This window comes from Bradyrhizobium sp. NBAIM08 (genome assembly GCF_020193935.1).
In the GTDB taxonomy this organism is placed as follows: Bacteria; Pseudomonadota; Alphaproteobacteria; order Rhizobiales; family Xanthobacteraceae; genus Bradyrhizobium; species Bradyrhizobium yuanmingense.
This window is the reverse complement of record NZ_JADYVR010000002.1, coordinates 974,668-991,556: the sequence shown is the minus strand read 5'-3', so window position 1 is coordinate 991,556 and position 16,889 is coordinate 974,668. Positions and strand designations below refer to the sequence as shown.

Here is a 16,889-nt window from a genome sequence, read left to right as displayed (position 1 = left end):
GGGGGAGGGAGCGCCGGTGGCGGGGCGGCCGGGAGCACGTCGTCGGCGCCCGGGACCAACTCGGCCGGGACAGCGCAATCGAGCGGCGGCTCCGGCCCGCGGGGATCGACGACCGTCGGCCGACCCGGCAATCCTGCAGGCGGCACCAACATCGGACGCATCGATGGGACCGTCACGCCCGGACCCTCGCTGCAGGGCGACGACCAGATTCGTTCGGAGACCTCCCGCGATTCCGAGGCGGATCGAAAGATCAAAGGCATCTGCAGGGGATGCTGAGCCCATGATGCTGACCCCTTGATCAGCAGGGCTATCGCATTTGAGATTTTCCCTGCGGCCATCCTTCCAGACGCCCGCTTGAGGCGGGCTCCTCGGGATGAGGTCGGAGTGCGCGGCAGCAGTTTCAACGGGCACTGACACCGATTAGCCTCATCCTGAGGAGGCGCGTCAGCGCCGTCTCGAAGGACGAGGCGTGCGCGCAGACCGCCGCCACAAGTCATATGCGATTGCGCTGGCCCTGATCAGGACGCCGGCTTGACCGGCGTCCAGTCCAGGTCCGCATCATCGCAAGGCTCGGGGTCGGCCGGGCAAGGCCTGATCTTCAACTCGTCCTCGAGCACCGCCTCGCCCTCGGCATGCTCGACCAACCCCGCCTCATCGGCTTTCTCCAGCGCTTCCTCCTTGGTCGGAAACGTGCGGCTCATCTTCTCTCCGTCCTTGAACAGGGCGTATGCCATGATCGCCTCTCTGGCTTCCGTCGCTACGCACTATGCGATTTCCCTGAGGTGACTCAGGGTCGACAATCCGAGGCCACTCAAAGCAAGCAAGAACGATCTTCTCGGCATGTGCATCTCCAACATGTGAGCGACAGACGCAGCGTTGATACCGAACGTTCCTATCGGGAATGAAGCCGATAACCAATCGCGCACGCGTGCCGACGAATGTCTGGCTCGTCTTAACGCATGTTAGTCTCGATGAATTGGCACGATTGATCGCAAGCTCGATCCCAGTGACCTGCTGATCGCCATAGGAACGTGCGCGTGTGGCATGGCTTGATTCCGTATCGGAAGTGCCGAGCCGCGCACGAGTTCACCACATGGAAGACAGACAAAGCAATTTCCCGACGTCCGCATGCGTCCTTCTCGGACTTGGCCTCGGCGCATTCTTCGACGGCATCGTCTTTCATCAGCTGCTGCAATGGCATCATATGTTAAGCAGTTGGTATCCCCTCAATTCCATCGAGAACATCACCCTCAATACGACTTGGGACGGCATCTTTCACAGTGCCGCATACGTCCTCGTGCTCGCCGGGCTTTTCCTGATGTGGCAGCGGACACGCCGAAGCGCGCCGCGGTGGTCCGGCTCGCAGTGTTTCGGGACGATCCTGATCGGGTGGGGCATCTTCAATCTCGCTGAAGGCGTGGTCGATCACCAGATCCTGAGATTGCATCAGGTGAACGAGACCGTGCCCGACGGCCAGCGCATTTTCTGGGATATCGGCTTCCTGCTGTGGGGAGCTGCGATGATCGGAATGGGCGTTGCCATGGCACGCGTGGGGGCGCAGGAGGGAGTGCATGCGAAAGGCAGTCTACAGGATCGTTAGAAACACGCCGCCGGCTCTGGTCTACGTGATCTTTCTGCTGCTGCTCGTGCTCGCGACGGCACCAGCGTTTCGGCCAGTGCTGTTCGGCCTCTCCGTCGACGATCTCTTGCAGTTGCGCTGTTTTTCGCCGGTCTGAGCGCGGAGGTGACCATGGTGGAGTTCAGGCTTCTTAGAATTCCAGCGCCCACACGCGAGGCGCCACTTCGCAAAACAGGAACCATGGCTGCGGCGTTCGCTTATCAGACGCGAGTTGGAGGCGCCTGATGGGAAAGAAGCAATTTGCCGCTCTGCCGTTTCGTCTGGACAAGTCCGAGCTGCGGGTGATGCTGATCACGACCAGGCGCAAGCGCAGGTGGAGCGTCCCAAAGGGATCGCCGATGCGCAACAAGGAGCCGCACCTGACGGCTGCGCTCGAAGCCTATGAGGAGGCGGGCCTGGTCGGTGTCGTGGCCACGCGCGCACTGGGCAGCTTCAAGCATCGCAAGCGAAAAGGTGATCGCAAGTGGACCATGAACGTTGCCGTCTTCCCCATGAAGGTGCACGGGCGGGAGCGTTGGTGGCCCGAGAAGGGCGAGCGGGAGGCGATCTGGGTCTCGCCGAAGACGGCGGCGCGCCTGGTGCATAAGGCGCAGCTCCGGCGCCTGATCGCCCGGTTCGCGGCGCAGACGGCGCGCGAGACATCCTCGCCGCTCGGCCGGTGAGGGGTCGTCCGGGATTAGGAACGCGTCGCGCGCCCAATCATTCAAGGTTGATGGACCAACAAACCACGGGGCTCATATCGGAGGAGCGGCCGCCTCACGACATCCTGGCAGCGGCGATCGAGCGACGCCGCGCCGTCCTGTTCGTGGGCGCCGGTGTCTCGATGGCCGTCGGCCTGCCGTCCTGGCAGTCCCTGATCGATCATCTCCTTGACGATCTCGGCCTCGATCGCAACGTCATCGATGGAATGCATGGCGGCTATCAGATGCTCGCGGAATATTATCGGATCAAGCGCGGCGGGATCGGCCCGCTGCGCAGCTGGCTCGACCGCAATTGGCGTGTCGACCCCGAGAAGATCGCCGCTTCAGAGCTGCACCGGATGATCGTCGAGCTGGATTTTCCGGTCATCTACACCACCAATTACGACCGCAACCTGGAAACCGCGTTCGACGTGCTGAACAAGCCCTTTGCGAAGATCAGCAACGCGAAGGAGATCGCGAGCGCGCGTGCCGGTGTCACCCACATCATCAAGTTTCACGGCGACTTCGACGACGATGCTTCGCTGGTTCTGACCGAGACCGACTTTCTGAACCGGCTCGCCTTCAATTCCCCGCTCGATATCCGCTTTCGCGCCGATGCGCTGGGAAGCACGCTGCTTTTCGTCGGATACAGCATGTCCGATCCGAACATTCGGCTGTTGCTGCACCGGATCTGGCAGATCTGGGACGAGTCCGGGCACAGCCAGGACCGGCCGAGATCCTTCGTGTTCGTCGCGCAGCGCAATCCGGTGCAGGAGGCCGTGCTCGCGAACTGGGGCATTACCACCATCGCTCCGCCCGACGGGATGGCTGCCGATGACGGTCTCAGGCGGTTGCTGCGCGACATTCGCGAGCGGCGTGACGGCAGGACAGCGCCTAGCTCGTGTCCCGACACCGAGAGACATCGCTAGGGACGCCGCACGCTGCAGATCTCGTTCGAGGCTGGAGTGAGGCTTGCGGCATATTGCATGTCCAGAAAGCCGGCGCGCCAGCGCTGCGCCATGGCCGTCTCCGACAGGTCGAAGGATTTTTCCGGCCCGGCTTCCTCGCGGCCCGGGCGGTAGCTCAGGAGATAGACCTCGTCCTCGTAGTGGAGGTCCTGAAGCTCGGCGCGGAGCTGACGGGCCTCCAGAGCGTAGCCGAGGCGCTGGAAGGTCTGGTTGCCGAAGGTCAGGTCGCTCTTGCGCTCGGAGGCAGCCTCGAGTCCGTCAGGGACCTTGCCATCACGCGGAAACAGATCGATCACATAGAGGCGGAGCGGGCCAGCAGTCTCGAGGATCGGATCGAACGGCGCGTTCAGCGAGAACCCGCCGTCGACGAGCCAGCGGCCGGCGATCTGCACCGGAGCGAATTCGGGGAGAAAGCCGCAGCTGGCCAGGATATGGTCCATTTCGATCCGCTCCGACGCGGAGTCGAACAGCACGGCATCGCCGCTCTCGACGTCCGTGGCGCAGATCGTGATCCGCAGATCGCCGCCGTTCAGACGTCCGAAATCGATCAAGCGCTGCAGGCGTTGCCGGGTCGGGCCGAGATCGTAGAGGCCGCCGTAGTGAGACGCCGGAATGGGGAGGCGGGGGTGGAAGTAGCCCGAATGACCCAGCACGCGCGTACTGATCGAGCTCAGCCACGCAAACGCGTGGCGGCCCGCGTTCGGCACGTCGGCTGGACTGCTTAGTGCATGCCAATAGCTGCGAAGAGTCTGCAGCCGGTCGTCGCGCGCGCTCCCCGCGATCAGCGCGGCCGTGATGGCCCCGGCCGACGAACCCGTCACCCAGTCGATCGGCAGCCGAAGAGAGGTGAAGGCTTCAAACACACCGCCATGATAAGCACCGAGGCCGAGGCCGCCGGAGAATGCGACGGTCGTGAGAGGGCGCTCGGCTGCGGTTGTCCCGTGATCGCGAACGGACGGCAACGCGGCTACTCCGGCAGAGGCGTATCGGCGATGTCCAGCAGCGCGCCGAGGCCTTGGCGGAGGCGCCGCGTCGCGATGCTGTCGTTGGCAAGGCCGAACACCACGAGCGAGCGCGCGGTCACCGCGTAAGCATGCCCGAACTCGAACTCGGCCATCGGCGCGTCGGGCCGATTGGTGTCGATCAAGCCCAGCCAGCTGTGTCCTTCGGTGACCTCCGGCAGGGTGAAGTTCACGACGTCGTGGTGCGCGTTGTAGACCAGCAGCATGGTCGCATCCGAGCCGCGCCGCTTGATCCCGGTCTCCTGCGCGCGGCCGTCGAGCAGCATGCCGAAGCATTTGGCGTTGCCGTCCTGCCATTGCTCCGTCGTCATCTCCTCGCCGGACGGCGACAGCCAGGTGACATCCTTGACGTCGAGCTCCTCGTTGTGCGAGCCGACCAGGAAGCGGCTGCGATATAGGATCGGAAACGCCTTGCGGGTGGCGATCAGCTTGCGCACGAACTCGCGCAGGCTGCGGCCGTTCGCGGTGATGCCCATCCAATTGAGCCAGGTGGTCTCGTTGTCCTGGGCGTAAGCGTTGTTGTTGCCGTTCTGGGTGTGCCCGAACTCGTCGCCTGCGAGCAGCATCGGCGTGCCGTGGGACAGCAGCATCGTCGCCAGCAGATTCCGCTTCTGGCGCTCACGCAAGGCGGTGATCTCGGGGTCGTTGGTCGGCCCTTCGGCGCCGCAATTCCAGGAATGGTTGTTGCTGTGACCGTCGCGATTGTCCTCGCCATTCGCCTCGTTGTGCTTGTCGTTGTAGGAGACGAGATCGTTGAGGTTGAAGCCGTCATGCGCGGTGACGAAATTGACACTGGCCCAGGGCCGGCGTCCGCGCTTGTTGAAGAGGTCGCCGGAGCCTGAGACGCGCTTGGCGAAGTCGGCGAGCGTGCCCGGATCGCCTTTCCAGAAGGCCCGCACCGTGTCCCTGAACTTGTCGTTCCACTCGGCCCAGCCCGGCGGGAACTGACCGACCTGGTAGCCACCGGGCCCGATGTCCCAGGGTTCTGCGATCAGCTTGACGCTGGAGAGCACGGGATCCTGGCGGCAGGCGTCGAGGAAGCCGCCGCCTTCATCGAAGCCATAGGGTTCGCGCGCCAGGATGGTGGCGAGATCGAAACGGAAGCCGTCGACCCGCATCTCGGTCGCCCAGTAGCGCAAGGAATCGGCGACGAGTTGCAGCACACGCTGATGCGAAAGATTGACGGTGTTTCCGGTGCCGGTGTCATTGATGTAGTAGCGCTTCTCGTCCGGCAGCAGGCGGTAATAGCTGGCATTGTCGATTCCCTTGAACGACAGGGTCGGGCCGAGCTCGTTGCCTTCGGCGGTGTGATTGTAGACGACGTCGAGAATGACCTCGATGCCATGGGCGTGAAACTGGTTGACCATGGCCTTGAATTCGTTGGCCGATGTCGCCTTCAGGTAACGCGGCTCCGGCGCGAAGAAGGCAATGGAGTTGTAGCCCCAGTAATTGCGCAGGCCTTTCTCGACCAGATAGCTGTCGTCGACGAAGGCATGGATCGGTAATAGCTCGGCGCTGGTGATGCCGAGCGAGCGCAAGTAAGCCGGGATTTCCGAATGTGCGAGCCCCGAGAACGTGCCGCGATCGGCTTCCGGCACCAGCGGATGCAGCTGGGTGAAGCCCTTGACGTGCATCTCGTAGACGATCGTGCGCTCCCACGGCACTTCCGGCTTGCGCGCCACGCCCCAGGTAAAGGCGGGATCGATGACGCGGCATTTCTGCATCAAGGGCGCGCTGTCGCGTTCATCATAGGACAGGTCCTTGTCGGCGTGGTCGAGCCGATAGCCGAACAACTCCGGCCCCCAGCGGAGCTGGCCGACCAGCTGCCTGGCGTAGGGATCGAGCACGAGCTTGTTGGGATTGAAGCGGTGGCCGGCGTCGGGTTGGTAAGGACCATGGACGCGATAGCCGTAGACGGTCCCGGGACGGGCGGAGGGCAGATAGCCGTGCCAGACCTCGTCGGTATATTCGGGCAGCTCGATGCGCTCGAGCTCGGCTTCGCCGGTATCGTCGAACAGGCAGAGCTCGACCTTGGTGGCGTGGGCGGAGAACAGCGCGAAATTGACGCCGAGGCCATCCCAGGTGGCGCCGAGCGGGAAAGGTCTGCCTTCGGTGATCCGGGTGCGGCGCAGGCGTGAGGCCGTCCGCGTCAGGGCCTCGTCTGAATGTGCTGGCTGGTCCATCTCCGCCCCCGGGTTGCCCGTCAGGATGTCGGCGCAGTCGCGGCGGTGGGCTCCACGTCGGCCGGCTTGGACGGCGCGTTGGCTTTTTGCAGAGCCGCCTCCTTGCTGATGGCCGGAATGGAGTTGCCGATCCGCCCGACGATCGCGATCAGCTCAGCGTCCGAAAGTCCGAGCCGTTTCTTGACGAGGCGCACCTGGGCGCGGTCGGTCAGGTCGAGCTTGTTGCGGATCAGTTGCGGCTTCGGGCGGCGCATGGCCACGGCTCCTGTCTGGGATGGTAACCGTCGCGCTGCTGATTCCGTTCCCGTTGCGCTGCAAATGTCCGGCGTCGGCGCCGTGCAGGAACGAACGCACACCGCTCCGCTTTGTCGCCCTGACGTGCGCAATTGCATGCCGAAGTGGGCATGCGGCGAAAGGGGACGGGCTTGAATCAGAGGCTGGGAATGGCCGAGCAAAATCGGCGCCATGGTCCTCAGATCGTCGATCATGGGGTCTCGTTCAACCTGTGGGCGCCGACGGCGCGATCGGTCGAGCTGCTCGAAATCGGCCAGCCGCCACGCAAGATGCCGCGCGATGCGGACGGCTGGTATCAGCTATTGAGCCAAACTGCGCGCGCCGGCACGCGCTATCTGTTCAGGATCAACCAAGACCTCGTCGTGCCCGATCCCGCCTCGTGCTTCCAGCCGGACGACGTCGGCGCGCCGAGCGAGGTGGTCGATACGGCCGCGTTGCGGGACCCGGTGCTCTATCCGGGCCGTCCCTGGGCGGAAGCCGTGATCTACGAGCTGCATGTCGGCACGTTCAGCGAGGAGGGGACCTATGCCGGCGTCGAGAAGAAGCTGCCTTATCTTCGCGATCTCGGCATCACCGCCATCGAGCTGATGCCGCTCAACGACGTCCCCGGGCGGCACAATTGGGGCTATGACGGCGTGCTCCTGAACGCGCCGAATGCCCGCTATGGCCGGCCGGAGGATCTCAAGCGGCTGCTGCGCGCGGCGCATGCCCTTGACCTCATGGTCTATCTCGACGTCGTCTATAACCATTTCGGGCCGCAGCTGAACTATCTGCATCTCTATGCGGAGAACTTCTTCAACCCGCGCCACACCACCGGGTGGGGGCCCGCCGTCAACCTCGAAGGAGCCGACGGCGCGTTCGTGCGCGGGTTTCTGATCGAGAATGCCCTGATGTGGCTGCGCGATTATGGGTTCGACGGCCTGCGCTTCGATGCCGTTCATGCACTGAAGGACGACTCGAAACGTCATTTCCTGGTCGAGCTCGCCGAGACCCTGCGCAGCCAGCTGGCGGGCCGGCGCATCCATCTGATGCTGGAGAACGAAGCCAATCAGGCGCACCTGCTCGCGCGTTCGCAGGGACGAGCGACGTACTACGATGCGCAATGGGGCGACGATTTCCACAATGCGCTCCACGTCCTGCTCACGGGCGAGGACGAAGGTTATTACCGGGCGTTTGCGGACAAGCCGCTCGAGCATTTGGCGCGATCCCTCACCGAGGGCTTTGCCTATCAGGGCGAGGTGTTTCCCCTGCACCAGGCGCCGCGCGGCGAGCCGAGCGCTCATCTGCCGCCCGAAGCGACCATCTTCTTCGCCCAGAACCACGACCAGGTCGGCAACCGCGCTTTCGGGGAGCGGCTGTCGCGGTTGGTCGGTCCGGACAAGCTGGAGCTGGCCCTCGCACTGGTTCTGCTCAGCCCGCATATTCCAATGCTGTTCATGGGCGAGGAAGCGGCAGCCGAAACGCCCTTCCTGTTCTTCGCCGACTGGTCGGGCGAAGCCGCCGAACTGACACGGGAAGGCCGCCGCAAGGAGTTTTCACACTTCAAGGCGTTCGCGACGCCCGAAACGCGCGCCGGAATCCCGGACCCGTGCGACGAAAGAACCTTCCGCGCCTCCAAGCTGGACTGGACCAGCATCGAGCAATCGCCTTCCGGCACCAGGTTCCGAGCACTGACGACGCAGTTGTTGACGATCCGGCGCGAGAAGATCGTGCCGCTGATCAAACGCGGGTTCGTTTCGGCGCAGCGACAATTGCTCGGCGCGGATCCCAGCATGGGGGGCGTGGATGTGCGCTGGCAGACCGAGCAGGGCGACGTTCTGCAGATTGTCGCCAATCTCGCCGACCTCGAACTGCCGATGCCGTCGCTGGTCGACGGCGAGAGCCTGTGGCGATTGCGCCGTCATGTCGCCGGAGCACTTGCGCCCGGCGACATGATCGTGAGGCTTGGCCGCAAGCGCTGACGACAGACGAAGTTCAGCGCTCTCAGGCTAACTGCCGGCGCGGCTCGCGACGGCCGGTGTGGGCGAGGTCGCGAACTTGCCGAGCCCAAGGTAGACGAGGCCCGCCACGCCGATTCCGAACAACCAGCTCAGATCGGCACCGCCGAGCAGATAGATCGAGATCGGCCCCTGCAGCGCGCTGACGAGGCCGTCCTGCACCAGCCATCCGGCAACGAGGCCGGCGAAGAACGCGATCATGCCGGCCCAGTTGATGTCGCCATAGGCGCTGCTCTCCGGCGAGCGATAGAGCTCGGCCACCTCGATCTTGCCCTTGCGCTTGATGAAGAAGTCGGCGAGCACCACGCCGGCCCACGGGCTCATCCACAACAGCAGGCTGATCATCCAATGGTCAAACGCCTTCGCGAACGACGGCGCGAAGATGAAGTAGAGGGTAACCAGATAGCCGGCGACGCCGACGATGACGGTGAGCCAGAAGCGCGAGAGTTTCAGCCCCGCGCTCAGGGCCGCCAGCGCTGCCGAATAGACGTTGAGGATGTTGGTGGCGATCGGGCCGTGCAACACCATCAGGAGGACAAGGATGCTGACGGGACCGCCGAACACCGCGCTGACCATCTTGGCGGGGTCCGTGTCCAGCGTCGTCGAGGCAATGGTCGCGCCGAGAATGCCGAGCCAGACCGTCGGCACGAACATGCCGACATAGCTGTACCAGAACACGGCTTTCGACGGCGTGGAGCGCGGCACGAAGCGCGAATAGTCGGAGGCCCAGGTGACCCAGGAAATCCCCCAGCCGACGCCGATTGCGGTCATCAGCATCGTCAGCATCGCCAGATGCGCGCCTGGTGGCAGCGAGGTGGTCAGGTTCCAGTTGACGACGCCGGGCCGCGTCCAGGCCAGCACGCTCATCAGCACCATGATGGCGATGGTCGGCGGCACCGTGTACTTCTCGAAGGTGCGGATCGCGTAGAAGCCGTAGACGCCGATCATCACCTGCACCGCCATCACCAGCGTGATGACGATCATCTCGACCAGCCAGGTGTCGGGCACGCCGAACTGGCCGAGGATGCCCATCGAGACCTTGACCGGGAAATAGGTGTTCACGCCGATCCAGCCCAGCGTCATCAGGAACATCAGGATGCTCGGCAGGTAGGCGCCGCGGACGCCGAAGGCGGACCGGCTCAGCACCATCTGGTTGACGCCGGTCTTGTGTCCCATCACCGTGAAGGTCGCGAAGATCGCGCAGCCCACGATGTTGCCGAGCACGATGACCGCGATTGTCTCCATCAGGCCGAGCTTGAGGATGATGCCGAGCGCGCCGAGCGCCCAGTTCACCGGCGCGATGTTGGCGCCGGCCCAGATCCACATCTGCTGCGGCCCGGAGGAGTCCCGGTCCGCGTCAGGAATTGGCTCGATGCTGTGAATATCAGCGCGAAGTTCGGAATCCGTCATGGCATCCCCCAATACGAAGCACGCTTCGCATCATCGCAGCATAAATCGTGCCATGGGTTGCGGAGCGGCCGGGCCGGGCGCGTTTCGATGCCGGACGCAGCGAGGCTCGCCTCGGATGCGACTGCGTTTTCAAGCGCCGGCCATGCCGACGCACCGGCCTGCCGCAGCACACCGGACCCGCCGCCGGTTGACGGCGATCGATGCACGGCCGGGCAGCGGTACGATGATAAATTAAGCAGCCCAACTCAAAAGCGCAGCACTCGCCTCTAGTCGAATAGGGCAGCGGCGCTGTCGCGACTGGGATGGCCGGCCACGATGCGCTGCATCATCTCGATGAAGAGCGCCTGTTCCCGCTGGCTCAAATCACCGAGCGTTGCGCGATGCGCCCGCCGTGCCGCGCCCTCGATTTTAACCAGCAGCGCGGCGCCGGCCGGCGTCAGGCGGCACAATCGCGCGCGCCGATCGTCCTTGTTCACCGCGCGCTCGACCAGGTTGCGCGCAGCGAGGCGCTTCAAGGCGCCCGTCGTCGTGGTGCGATCGAGCGCGATATCGGCCGCCAAAGTGGTCTGATCGGCGGTTTCTCGCACCGCCAGCGCCGAGAGCAGGCTGTATTGCAGCGGCGTGACCTCGAATTCGCCGCAGGCTTCCTGAAACAGCGCGACGTGAATCTGGTGCAGCCGGCGGATCAGATAGCCGGGCCGTTCCGACAAGGGCCAGGGGCGGTGCCGCGTCCCGCCGCGACGTGTCTTCGCTTGCCGCAATGCACACACTCCCAAGCCGAAACCCTGCCGCGCTTAGCTCGATTCGAGTGCGCCTGCCACATCGGGATCATGGCACGATGCTTGCTTTTGTCAAAATGCGAAGCATGCTTCGTAATTCGAGGGACGAAGCCGTCGCCCCTCGCAAGAAGAGGAGAGCGCCATGTCCGTCACTGCCAGCTTCGATCTTCTGCTCCGGGGTGGCCGCGTGATCTGTCCGGCCTCCGGCGTCGATGGCCTCAAGGACGTCGCCATCCGCAATGGCAAGATCGCGGCGGTCGCGTCCGACATTCTGCCGACCAGCGCGAAGGAGGTCGTCAATGTCAGCGGCAAGCTGGTGCTGCCCGGGCTGATCGACACCCACGCGCATGTCTATCAATATGTCTCCGGCCGTTTCGGCATGAACCCCGACATGGTGGGCGTGCAGTCCGGCGTGACGACGCTGGTCGATCAGGGCGGTCCGTCCTGCATGACGCTGCCGGGTTTCCGCCATTTCATCGCGGAAGCCTCGGCCTCGCGCGTCTATGCGTTTATCTCCGCCTATCTCGTCGGCGGCCTCGAGGGCCATTTCTATCCGCAGCTCTACAGCCCCGACGGCGTCGACATCGATGCGACCGTCAAGGCGGCAACCGCCAATCTCGATCTCGTGCGCGGCATCAAGGCCCATGCCGAGATCGGCGGCTTCGCGCGCTGGGGCATTCGCGTCATCGAGATGGCGGCCGAGATCGGCAAGCGCGCCGACCTGCCGGTCTATGTGCATTTCGGCCAGCTCTGGGGCCTGCCCGAGAGCGGCGCCAATGGCGAGGACGCCGACACCATCCTCACCCGCGTCATTCCGCTCTTGCGCGAGGGCGACATCCTCGCGCATCCCTTCACGCGCCATCCCGGCGGCTTCGTCAATCGCGAGGGCGAAGTCCATCCGGTGATCCAGGCCGCGCTCGACCGCGGCCTCAAGGTCGACGTCGGGCACGGCAGCCATTTCTCCTATCGGCTCGCGAAAAAGGCGATCGCCGCCGGCATCATTCCGACCACGCTCGGCGCCGACATCCACGGCTACAACACCCATGTGCCCGCGCCGGCCGGAACGCCCGACCAGCACGAGGACGATGAGAATCATCCCTTCGCGGGGCAAGCCAAGTTCAGCCTGGTCCAGGCGATGAGCTCGATGATGGCGCTCGGCCTGTCGCTGGAGCAGGTGGTGCCGATGGTCACCGCCAATCCCGCAAGAATGCTTGGCCGCAGCCACGAGATCGGCGCGCTCAAGATCGGCATGGACGCCGACGTCTCCGTGCTCACGGAGAGAAACGGCCGCTTCGTCCTGAAGGACAACGAGAACAACGAGGTGATTGCCGAGCGCCTGCTGCAGCCGGCCTTCTGCCTGCGCGCCGGCACCCGCTTCGACGCGGTCGCGCCGATCCTGCCGCAGGCCGTCGCGGCATAAGGCCGGGCGGTGGAGGAGAACGCGAAGTTGCGCAACGAGCGAGAATTTCCGGACGGAAAGACGGGGCAGGGCGTAGGCGCACGGCTGCCGCGCAAGGAAGACGACCGCCTGATGCGCGGCCGCGGCCAATATGTCGGAGACGTCAGGCTCGCCGGCCTTCAGGACGTCGCCTTCGTGCGCAGCCCGCTGGCGCATGCGCGCATCCGCGGCATCCATGTGCCCGAACGCCATCGCGGCAGCGTGTTCACGGCGACCGATCTCGTCGGCATCAAGCCGATCCGTGCGGTGTCGGGCCTGCCGGGCTTCAAGATCTCGGAGCAGCCGGTGCTCGCCACCGGCAAGGTGCGCCAGGTCGGTGAGCTCGTCGCGATGTGCCTCGCGCCGACCCGCGCCGAGGCCGAGGACATCGCGGCCTCCGTGACGCTCGATCTGGAGGAGCTGCCGGCGATCCATGACATGCTGAAGGCGCGCGAGCCCGGCTCGGCGCTGGTGCACGAGCATTGGGGCGACAACGTCTTCCTGGAGACCAATTACGAGGTCGACATCTCCGCCGCGCTCGATGCGCCGATCAAGGTGACGCGCGAGATCTCGACGGCGCGGCAATGCATGTCGCCGCTCGAAGGCCGCGGCGTGGTCGCGAACTTCGACAAGAGGCTCGACCAGCTCACGCTGCATTCGGCGGCCCAGATGCCGCACATCACACGCAGCGGCCTCGCCGAATGCCTCGACATGGAGGAGGGCCAGATCCGCGTCATCTCGCCCGACGTCGGCGGTGGTTTCGGTCACAAGGGAATTTTGTTGCCCGAAGAGGTCTGCCTGTCCTGGCTGACGATGCGTTGCGGCCATCCCGTGCGCTGGCTCGAAGACCGGCGCGAGCATCTCGTCGCCAGCTCCAATTGCCGCGAACATCATTACAAAATCACGGTCTATGCTGACCGTGACGGCACGCTGCGCGGCATCGACTGTGAAGCGACGGTCGATTCCGGCGCCTACTCGTCCTATCCGTTCTCGGCCTGCCTGGAGGCCGCGCAGGTCGCCAGCATTCTGCCCGGCCCCTACAAGATGCCGGCCTATCGCTGCCGCACCTTCTCGGTCGCCACCAACAAATGCCCGATCCTGCCCTATCGCGGCGTCGCGCGCACCGGCGTCTGCTTTGCGCTGGAACTGATGCTCGACCTCGTGGCGGCGGAAGCCGGCCTCGAGCCCGGCGAGGTGCGGCTGCGCAATCTGGTGCGCCCCGAACAGATGCCGTTCGACAACATCACCAAGAAGCATTTCGACAGCGGCGATTATCCGGAAGCGATGCGCCGCGCGCTCGCGGCCATCGACATCGACGCCATCCGCGTCAGGCAAAAGCAGGGCGAGGCCGACGGCCGCCGCATCGGCGTCGGCATCTCCATCTATTGCGAGCAGGCCGCGCACGGCACCTCGGTCTATTCCGGCTGGGGCATCCCGATGGTGCCGGGCCATGAGCAGGCCTCGGCGCGCCTGACGCCGGACGGCGGCCTAGAACTGCGCGTCGGCGTGCACTCGCACGGGCAGGGCATGGAGACGACACTCGCCCAGGTCGCGCACGAAATCCTCGGCGTGGATGTCGCGAACATCCGCATCGTCCTCGGCGACACCGCGATGACGCCCTATTCGACCGGCACCTGGGGCTCGCGCTCGATGGTGATGGCGGGTGGTGCGGTCGCGACGGCCTGCCGCGAACTCGGCGAACGTGCGCGCCGCATCGGCGCGAAACTCTTGCAGCACGATCCGGCCTCGGTGGTGTTGCAGAATGGCGAGGTGCGCGGCGTCAACGGCAGCGTCAGCCTGAAGGCGATCGCCCACACCTGGTACCGCCGCCCGCAGGATTTGCCGCCAGACGTCGATCCCGGCGGGCTCGAGGTCACCCAAGGCTACAAGCCCGTGCGCGACAGCGGCACCTTCAGCTATGCCGCGCATGCAGTCGTGGTCGCGGTCGATCCTGATATCGGCGAGGTCGAGATCCTCGACTATGTGATCGTCGAGGACGGCGGCGTGCTGGTCAATCCGCTCGTCGTCGACGGCCAGATCTATGGCGGCCTCGCGCAAGGCATCGGCACCGCGCTCCACGAGGAAATGCCGTTCGACGCCTCCGGCCAGCCGCTGGCGACGACGCTCGCCGACTACCTGCTGCCCGGCCCGACCGAGGTCCCGGCCGCGCGCCTCGATCACATGGAGACGCCGTCGCCCTATACGCAATTCGGGGTGAAAGGCATCGGCGAGGGCGGCGCCATCGCACCGCCCGCCGCAATCGCCAATGCCGTCAACGACGCGCTGCGCCCGCTCGGCGTCGAGCTGATGCAGTCGCCGATCACGCCGCATCGCATCGTCGCGGCGGTGCTGGCCGCGCGTGCGGCTGAGAGGAGCGCGGCATGAAACCGGCGCCCTTCGCTTACGAGCGCCCGCGCGACCTCGATGCGGCCCTGTCGATGCTGGCCGCAAGCGGCGGATCGGCGAAGATCATCGCCGGCGGCCAGTCGCTCGGCCCGATGCTCAATCTGCGGCTGGTGCAGCCGGAGCTGATCATCGACATCTCCGGCCTTGCCGAGCTCAAGCGCGCAGAAGTCTCCGGCAGCGAGCTCGTGCTCGGCGCTCTTATCACCCATGCCGACATCGAGGACGGCCGCACCGCCGACGTGACCCGGGGTGCCATGCGGGCTGTCGCTGCCAACATCGCCTATCGCGCGGTGCGCAATCGCGGCACAATCGGCGGCTCGCTCAGCCATGCCGATCCCGCCGCGGACTGGATCTCGGCGCTCGCGGCCCTGGGTGCGCGCGTGACATTGCGCAGTCTTGCCGGTGTGCGATCGATGGCGGTCGAAGCGTTTGTGGTCGGTGCGCTGGAATCTGCGCTGCATGCCGGCGAGATCGTCGAGGCGGTCCACGTGCCGGCGCGATCGGCGACTGCGCATTGGGGTTATGCCAAGAGCTGCCGCAAGCCCGGCGAATTCGCCCATGCCATCGGTGCGATATTGGTCGATCCCGCTACCGCCTCGGCGCGTATCGTGATCGGTGCCATCGATACGACGCCGATCGTCATCACCGATGCCGCCGAGCTGTTCGGCGGCCGGATTGCCGCCGACTACAAGCGGCGCTTCGATGTCCGTGCCGCCGATGCCCTGCTCGCAAGCGCCGGCATCGACGATGCCGCGCAGCGCCACATCCATGTCAGCGTGCTGAAGCGCGCCGTTCTGGAGGCCGCGGCATGACCACGATCGCGCTTCAGGTCAATCGCCGCGCGGTGGAGCTGCACGCCGAGCCGCGCACCAGCCTTGCCGATTTCGTCCGCGACAAGCTCGATCTCACCGGCACGCATCTCGGCTGCGAGCATGGGGTCTGCGGCGCCTGCACTGTGCTGCTCGACGGCGTGCCGGCGCGCTCCTGCATCACCTATGCGGCGGCCTGCGAGGGCGCCGATGTCACCACGATCGAAGGCCTCGACGAGGACGAGATCACGACCGAGCTGCGCGCTGCCTTCACCCGCGAGCATGCCCTGCAATGCGGCTATTGCACGCCCGGCATGCTGGTCTCGGCGCGCGACCTGGTGCTGCGTCTGCCCGACGCCGACGAGCGCCAGATTCGCATCGGCCTCAGCGGCAATCTCTGCCGCTGCACCGGCTATGTCGGCATTGTGCGCGCGGTGCAGTCCGTGATCGAGGCAAGGCGCGCGCGCAACGTCGCGCCGGTGGCGGATGGAGGCCGGACCGTCCTTGGTCCTGCCGGCTCGGGGCGAGCGGCAACCGCCCGGAACGAGCTGCGGCCTGCGCGGCACGCGCCAGCTCCGGCACCGGAAAGTGCCACCCCAAGCAGCATCCCCGACTTCACGCCGGCAACCGTGCTCGATCAGCGCTTCACGTTGCCGTATCCGCCGGCAAAGGTGTTCGCGATGTTCGAGGACATCGCAGGCATCGCCGCCTGCCTCCCTGGCGTATCGCTGTCGTCGACGCCAAAGCCGGAGCGCGTCGAAGGATCGATCCGCGTCAGGCTCGGTCCGATCGCAGCAAGCTTCGAGGGGGCCGCGCGTGTCGAGCGGGATCCCGCGACACTCTCGGGGCGCATCGTCGGCATCGGTACCGACCAGCGCAGCCATTCCGCGACGCAGGGCGAGATCTGTTACCGCCTGCTGCCGCTCGAAGGCGGCGCGGCGACCGCGGTCGAACTGTCGATCGGCTACACGCTCACGGGAATGCTGGCTCAGGTCGGTCGTCCCGGCCTGGTGCGAGACCTTGCAAAACGTCTCGTTGCGGAGTTCGCCGCCAATCTCGACCGCCACATGTCCGGCGCCTCGTCGGGGCAGGCAGGTCCGGCGGAGCTCAGCTTCTGGTCGATTGCATCGGACGTCTTGCGAGCCCGGCTCGCGCAAACATTTCGCCGCACCTTCGGAAGAGGTGGCGCGGAATGATCGGCGAACCGGCGCCGCGGAGTGACGAAGCCTGGACTGCCCTGACATCAACAGCGTGGGATTTGGAG

At 65.4% G+C, this 16,889-nt stretch carries 15 protein-coding genes and 1 pseudogene; 10 read left to right on the top strand and 6 right to left on the bottom strand.

Features of this window, described 5'->3' with window-relative positions:
- Positions 1 to 276, top strand: a pseudogene (locus tag I6F37_RS10815) (hypothetical protein); the annotation flags it as partial.
- Positions 277 to 518: 242 nt separating this feature from the next.
- On the opposite strand, the gene I6F37_RS10810 reads toward I6F37_RS10815, so the two are convergent.
- Complete coding sequence (locus I6F37_RS10810) at positions 519 to 734, bottom strand: hypothetical protein (protein ID WP_036005032.1); 216 nt, start codon at positions 732 to 734, stop codon at positions 519 to 521.
- Between the two features lie 359 nt (positions 735 to 1,093).
- On the opposite strand from I6F37_RS10810, the gene I6F37_RS10805 reads away from it, so the two are divergent.
- The 4 genes from I6F37_RS10805 to I6F37_RS10790 all read left to right on the top strand — a co-directional run bounded on the left by I6F37_RS10805 (position 1,094) and on the right by I6F37_RS10790 (position 3,248).
- A complete protein-coding gene (locus I6F37_RS10805) occupies positions 1,094 to 1,600 on the top strand; it encodes a DUF2243 domain-containing protein (protein WP_225125996.1) in 507 nt (168 codons plus the stop codon).
- The gene (locus I6F37_RS10800) at positions 1,572 to 1,736 is read left to right on the top strand and encodes a hypothetical protein (RefSeq protein ID WP_225125994.1); all 165 of its coding nucleotides are present in this window, start codon (positions 1,572 to 1,574) and stop codon (positions 1,734 to 1,736) included. The genes I6F37_RS10805 and I6F37_RS10800 overlap by 29 nt, the downstream gene beginning before the upstream one ends.
- Positions 1,737 to 1,863: 127 nt before the next feature.
- Complete coding sequence (locus I6F37_RS10795; protein ID WP_225151155.1) at positions 1,864 to 2,301, top strand: NUDIX hydrolase; 438 nt, start codon at positions 1,864 to 1,866, stop codon at positions 2,299 to 2,301.
- Positions 2,302 to 2,351: 50 nt separating this feature from the next.
- Entirely contained in the window at positions 2,352 to 3,248 is an 897-nt protein-coding gene (locus tag I6F37_RS10790) for an SIR2 family protein (protein WP_225151154.1), read from the top strand.
- On the opposite strand, the gene I6F37_RS10785 is transcribed toward I6F37_RS10790, so the two are convergent.
- From I6F37_RS10785 to I6F37_RS10775, 3 genes are read right to left on the bottom strand one after another with little or no spacing between them, the layout of a single operon-like run.
- A complete protein-coding gene (locus I6F37_RS10785) occupies positions 3,245 to 4,249 on the bottom strand; it encodes a patatin-like phospholipase family protein (RefSeq protein ID WP_225151153.1) in 1,005 nt (334 codons plus the stop codon). The genes I6F37_RS10790 and I6F37_RS10785 overlap by 4 nt on opposite strands.
- Before the next feature lie 5 nt (positions 4,250 to 4,254).
- Positions 4,255 to 6,492, bottom strand: a complete 2,238-nt coding sequence (gene glgX / locus I6F37_RS10780) for a glycogen debranching protein GlgX (protein WP_157287664.1) — start codon at positions 6,490 to 6,492, stop codon at positions 4,255 to 4,257.
- A 20-nt stretch (positions 6,493 to 6,512) separates the two neighbouring features.
- Positions 6,513 to 6,746, bottom strand: a complete 234-nt coding sequence (locus tag I6F37_RS10775) for a DUF3606 domain-containing protein (RefSeq protein ID WP_036005232.1) — start codon at positions 6,744 to 6,746, stop codon at positions 6,513 to 6,515.
- A 189-nt stretch (positions 6,747 to 6,935) separates the two neighbouring features.
- On the opposite strand from I6F37_RS10775, the gene treZ reads away from it, so the two are divergent.
- Entirely contained in the window at positions 6,936 to 8,747 is a 1,812-nt protein-coding gene (treZ, locus tag I6F37_RS10770; RefSeq protein WP_225151152.1) for a malto-oligosyltrehalose trehalohydrolase, read from the top strand.
- Positions 8,748 to 8,774: 27 nt separating this feature from the next.
- Here the strand turns inward: treZ and I6F37_RS10765 are convergent, their stop codons facing one another.
- Both I6F37_RS10765 and I6F37_RS10760 read right to left on the bottom strand, forming a co-directional pair.
- A complete protein-coding gene (locus I6F37_RS10765; RefSeq protein ID WP_225149396.1) occupies positions 8,775 to 10,193 on the bottom strand; it encodes a cytosine permease in 1,419 nt (472 codons plus the stop codon).
- 266 nt (positions 10,194 to 10,459) lie between these two features.
- Positions 10,460 to 10,954 carry a MarR family winged helix-turn-helix transcriptional regulator gene (locus I6F37_RS10760; RefSeq protein WP_225114753.1) on the bottom strand — a complete coding sequence of 165 codons (495 nt, stop codon included), beginning with the start codon at positions 10,952 to 10,954 and terminating at the stop codon, positions 10,460 to 10,462.
- A 160-nt stretch (positions 10,955 to 11,114) separates the two neighbouring features.
- On the opposite strand from I6F37_RS10760, the gene I6F37_RS10755 reads away from it, so the two are divergent.
- Genes I6F37_RS10755 through I6F37_RS10740 form a run of 4 tightly spaced genes read left to right on the top strand, consistent with a single transcriptional unit; the run spans position 11,115 to position 16,821 of the window.
- A complete protein-coding gene (locus I6F37_RS10755; RefSeq protein ID WP_036005011.1) occupies positions 11,115 to 12,392 on the top strand; it encodes an amidohydrolase/deacetylase family metallohydrolase in 1,278 nt (425 codons plus the stop codon).
- Between the two features lie 9 nt (positions 12,393 to 12,401).
- A complete protein-coding gene (locus I6F37_RS10750; RefSeq protein WP_225151150.1) occupies positions 12,402 to 14,795 on the top strand; it encodes a xanthine dehydrogenase family protein molybdopterin-binding subunit in 2,394 nt (797 codons plus the stop codon).
- Entirely contained in the window at positions 14,792 to 15,628 is an 837-nt protein-coding gene (locus I6F37_RS10745; protein ID WP_036005004.1) for a xanthine dehydrogenase family protein subunit M, read from the top strand. The genes I6F37_RS10750 and I6F37_RS10745 overlap by 4 nt, the downstream gene beginning before the upstream one ends.
- Positions 15,625 to 16,821 carry a 2Fe-2S iron-sulfur cluster-binding protein gene (locus tag I6F37_RS10740; protein ID WP_036005001.1) on the top strand — a complete coding sequence of 399 codons (1,197 nt, stop codon included), beginning with the start codon at positions 15,625 to 15,627 and terminating at the stop codon, positions 16,819 to 16,821. Before I6F37_RS10745 ends, I6F37_RS10740 begins: the two co-directional genes overlap by 4 nt.
- Positions 16,822 to 16,889 lie beyond the last annotated feature (68 nt).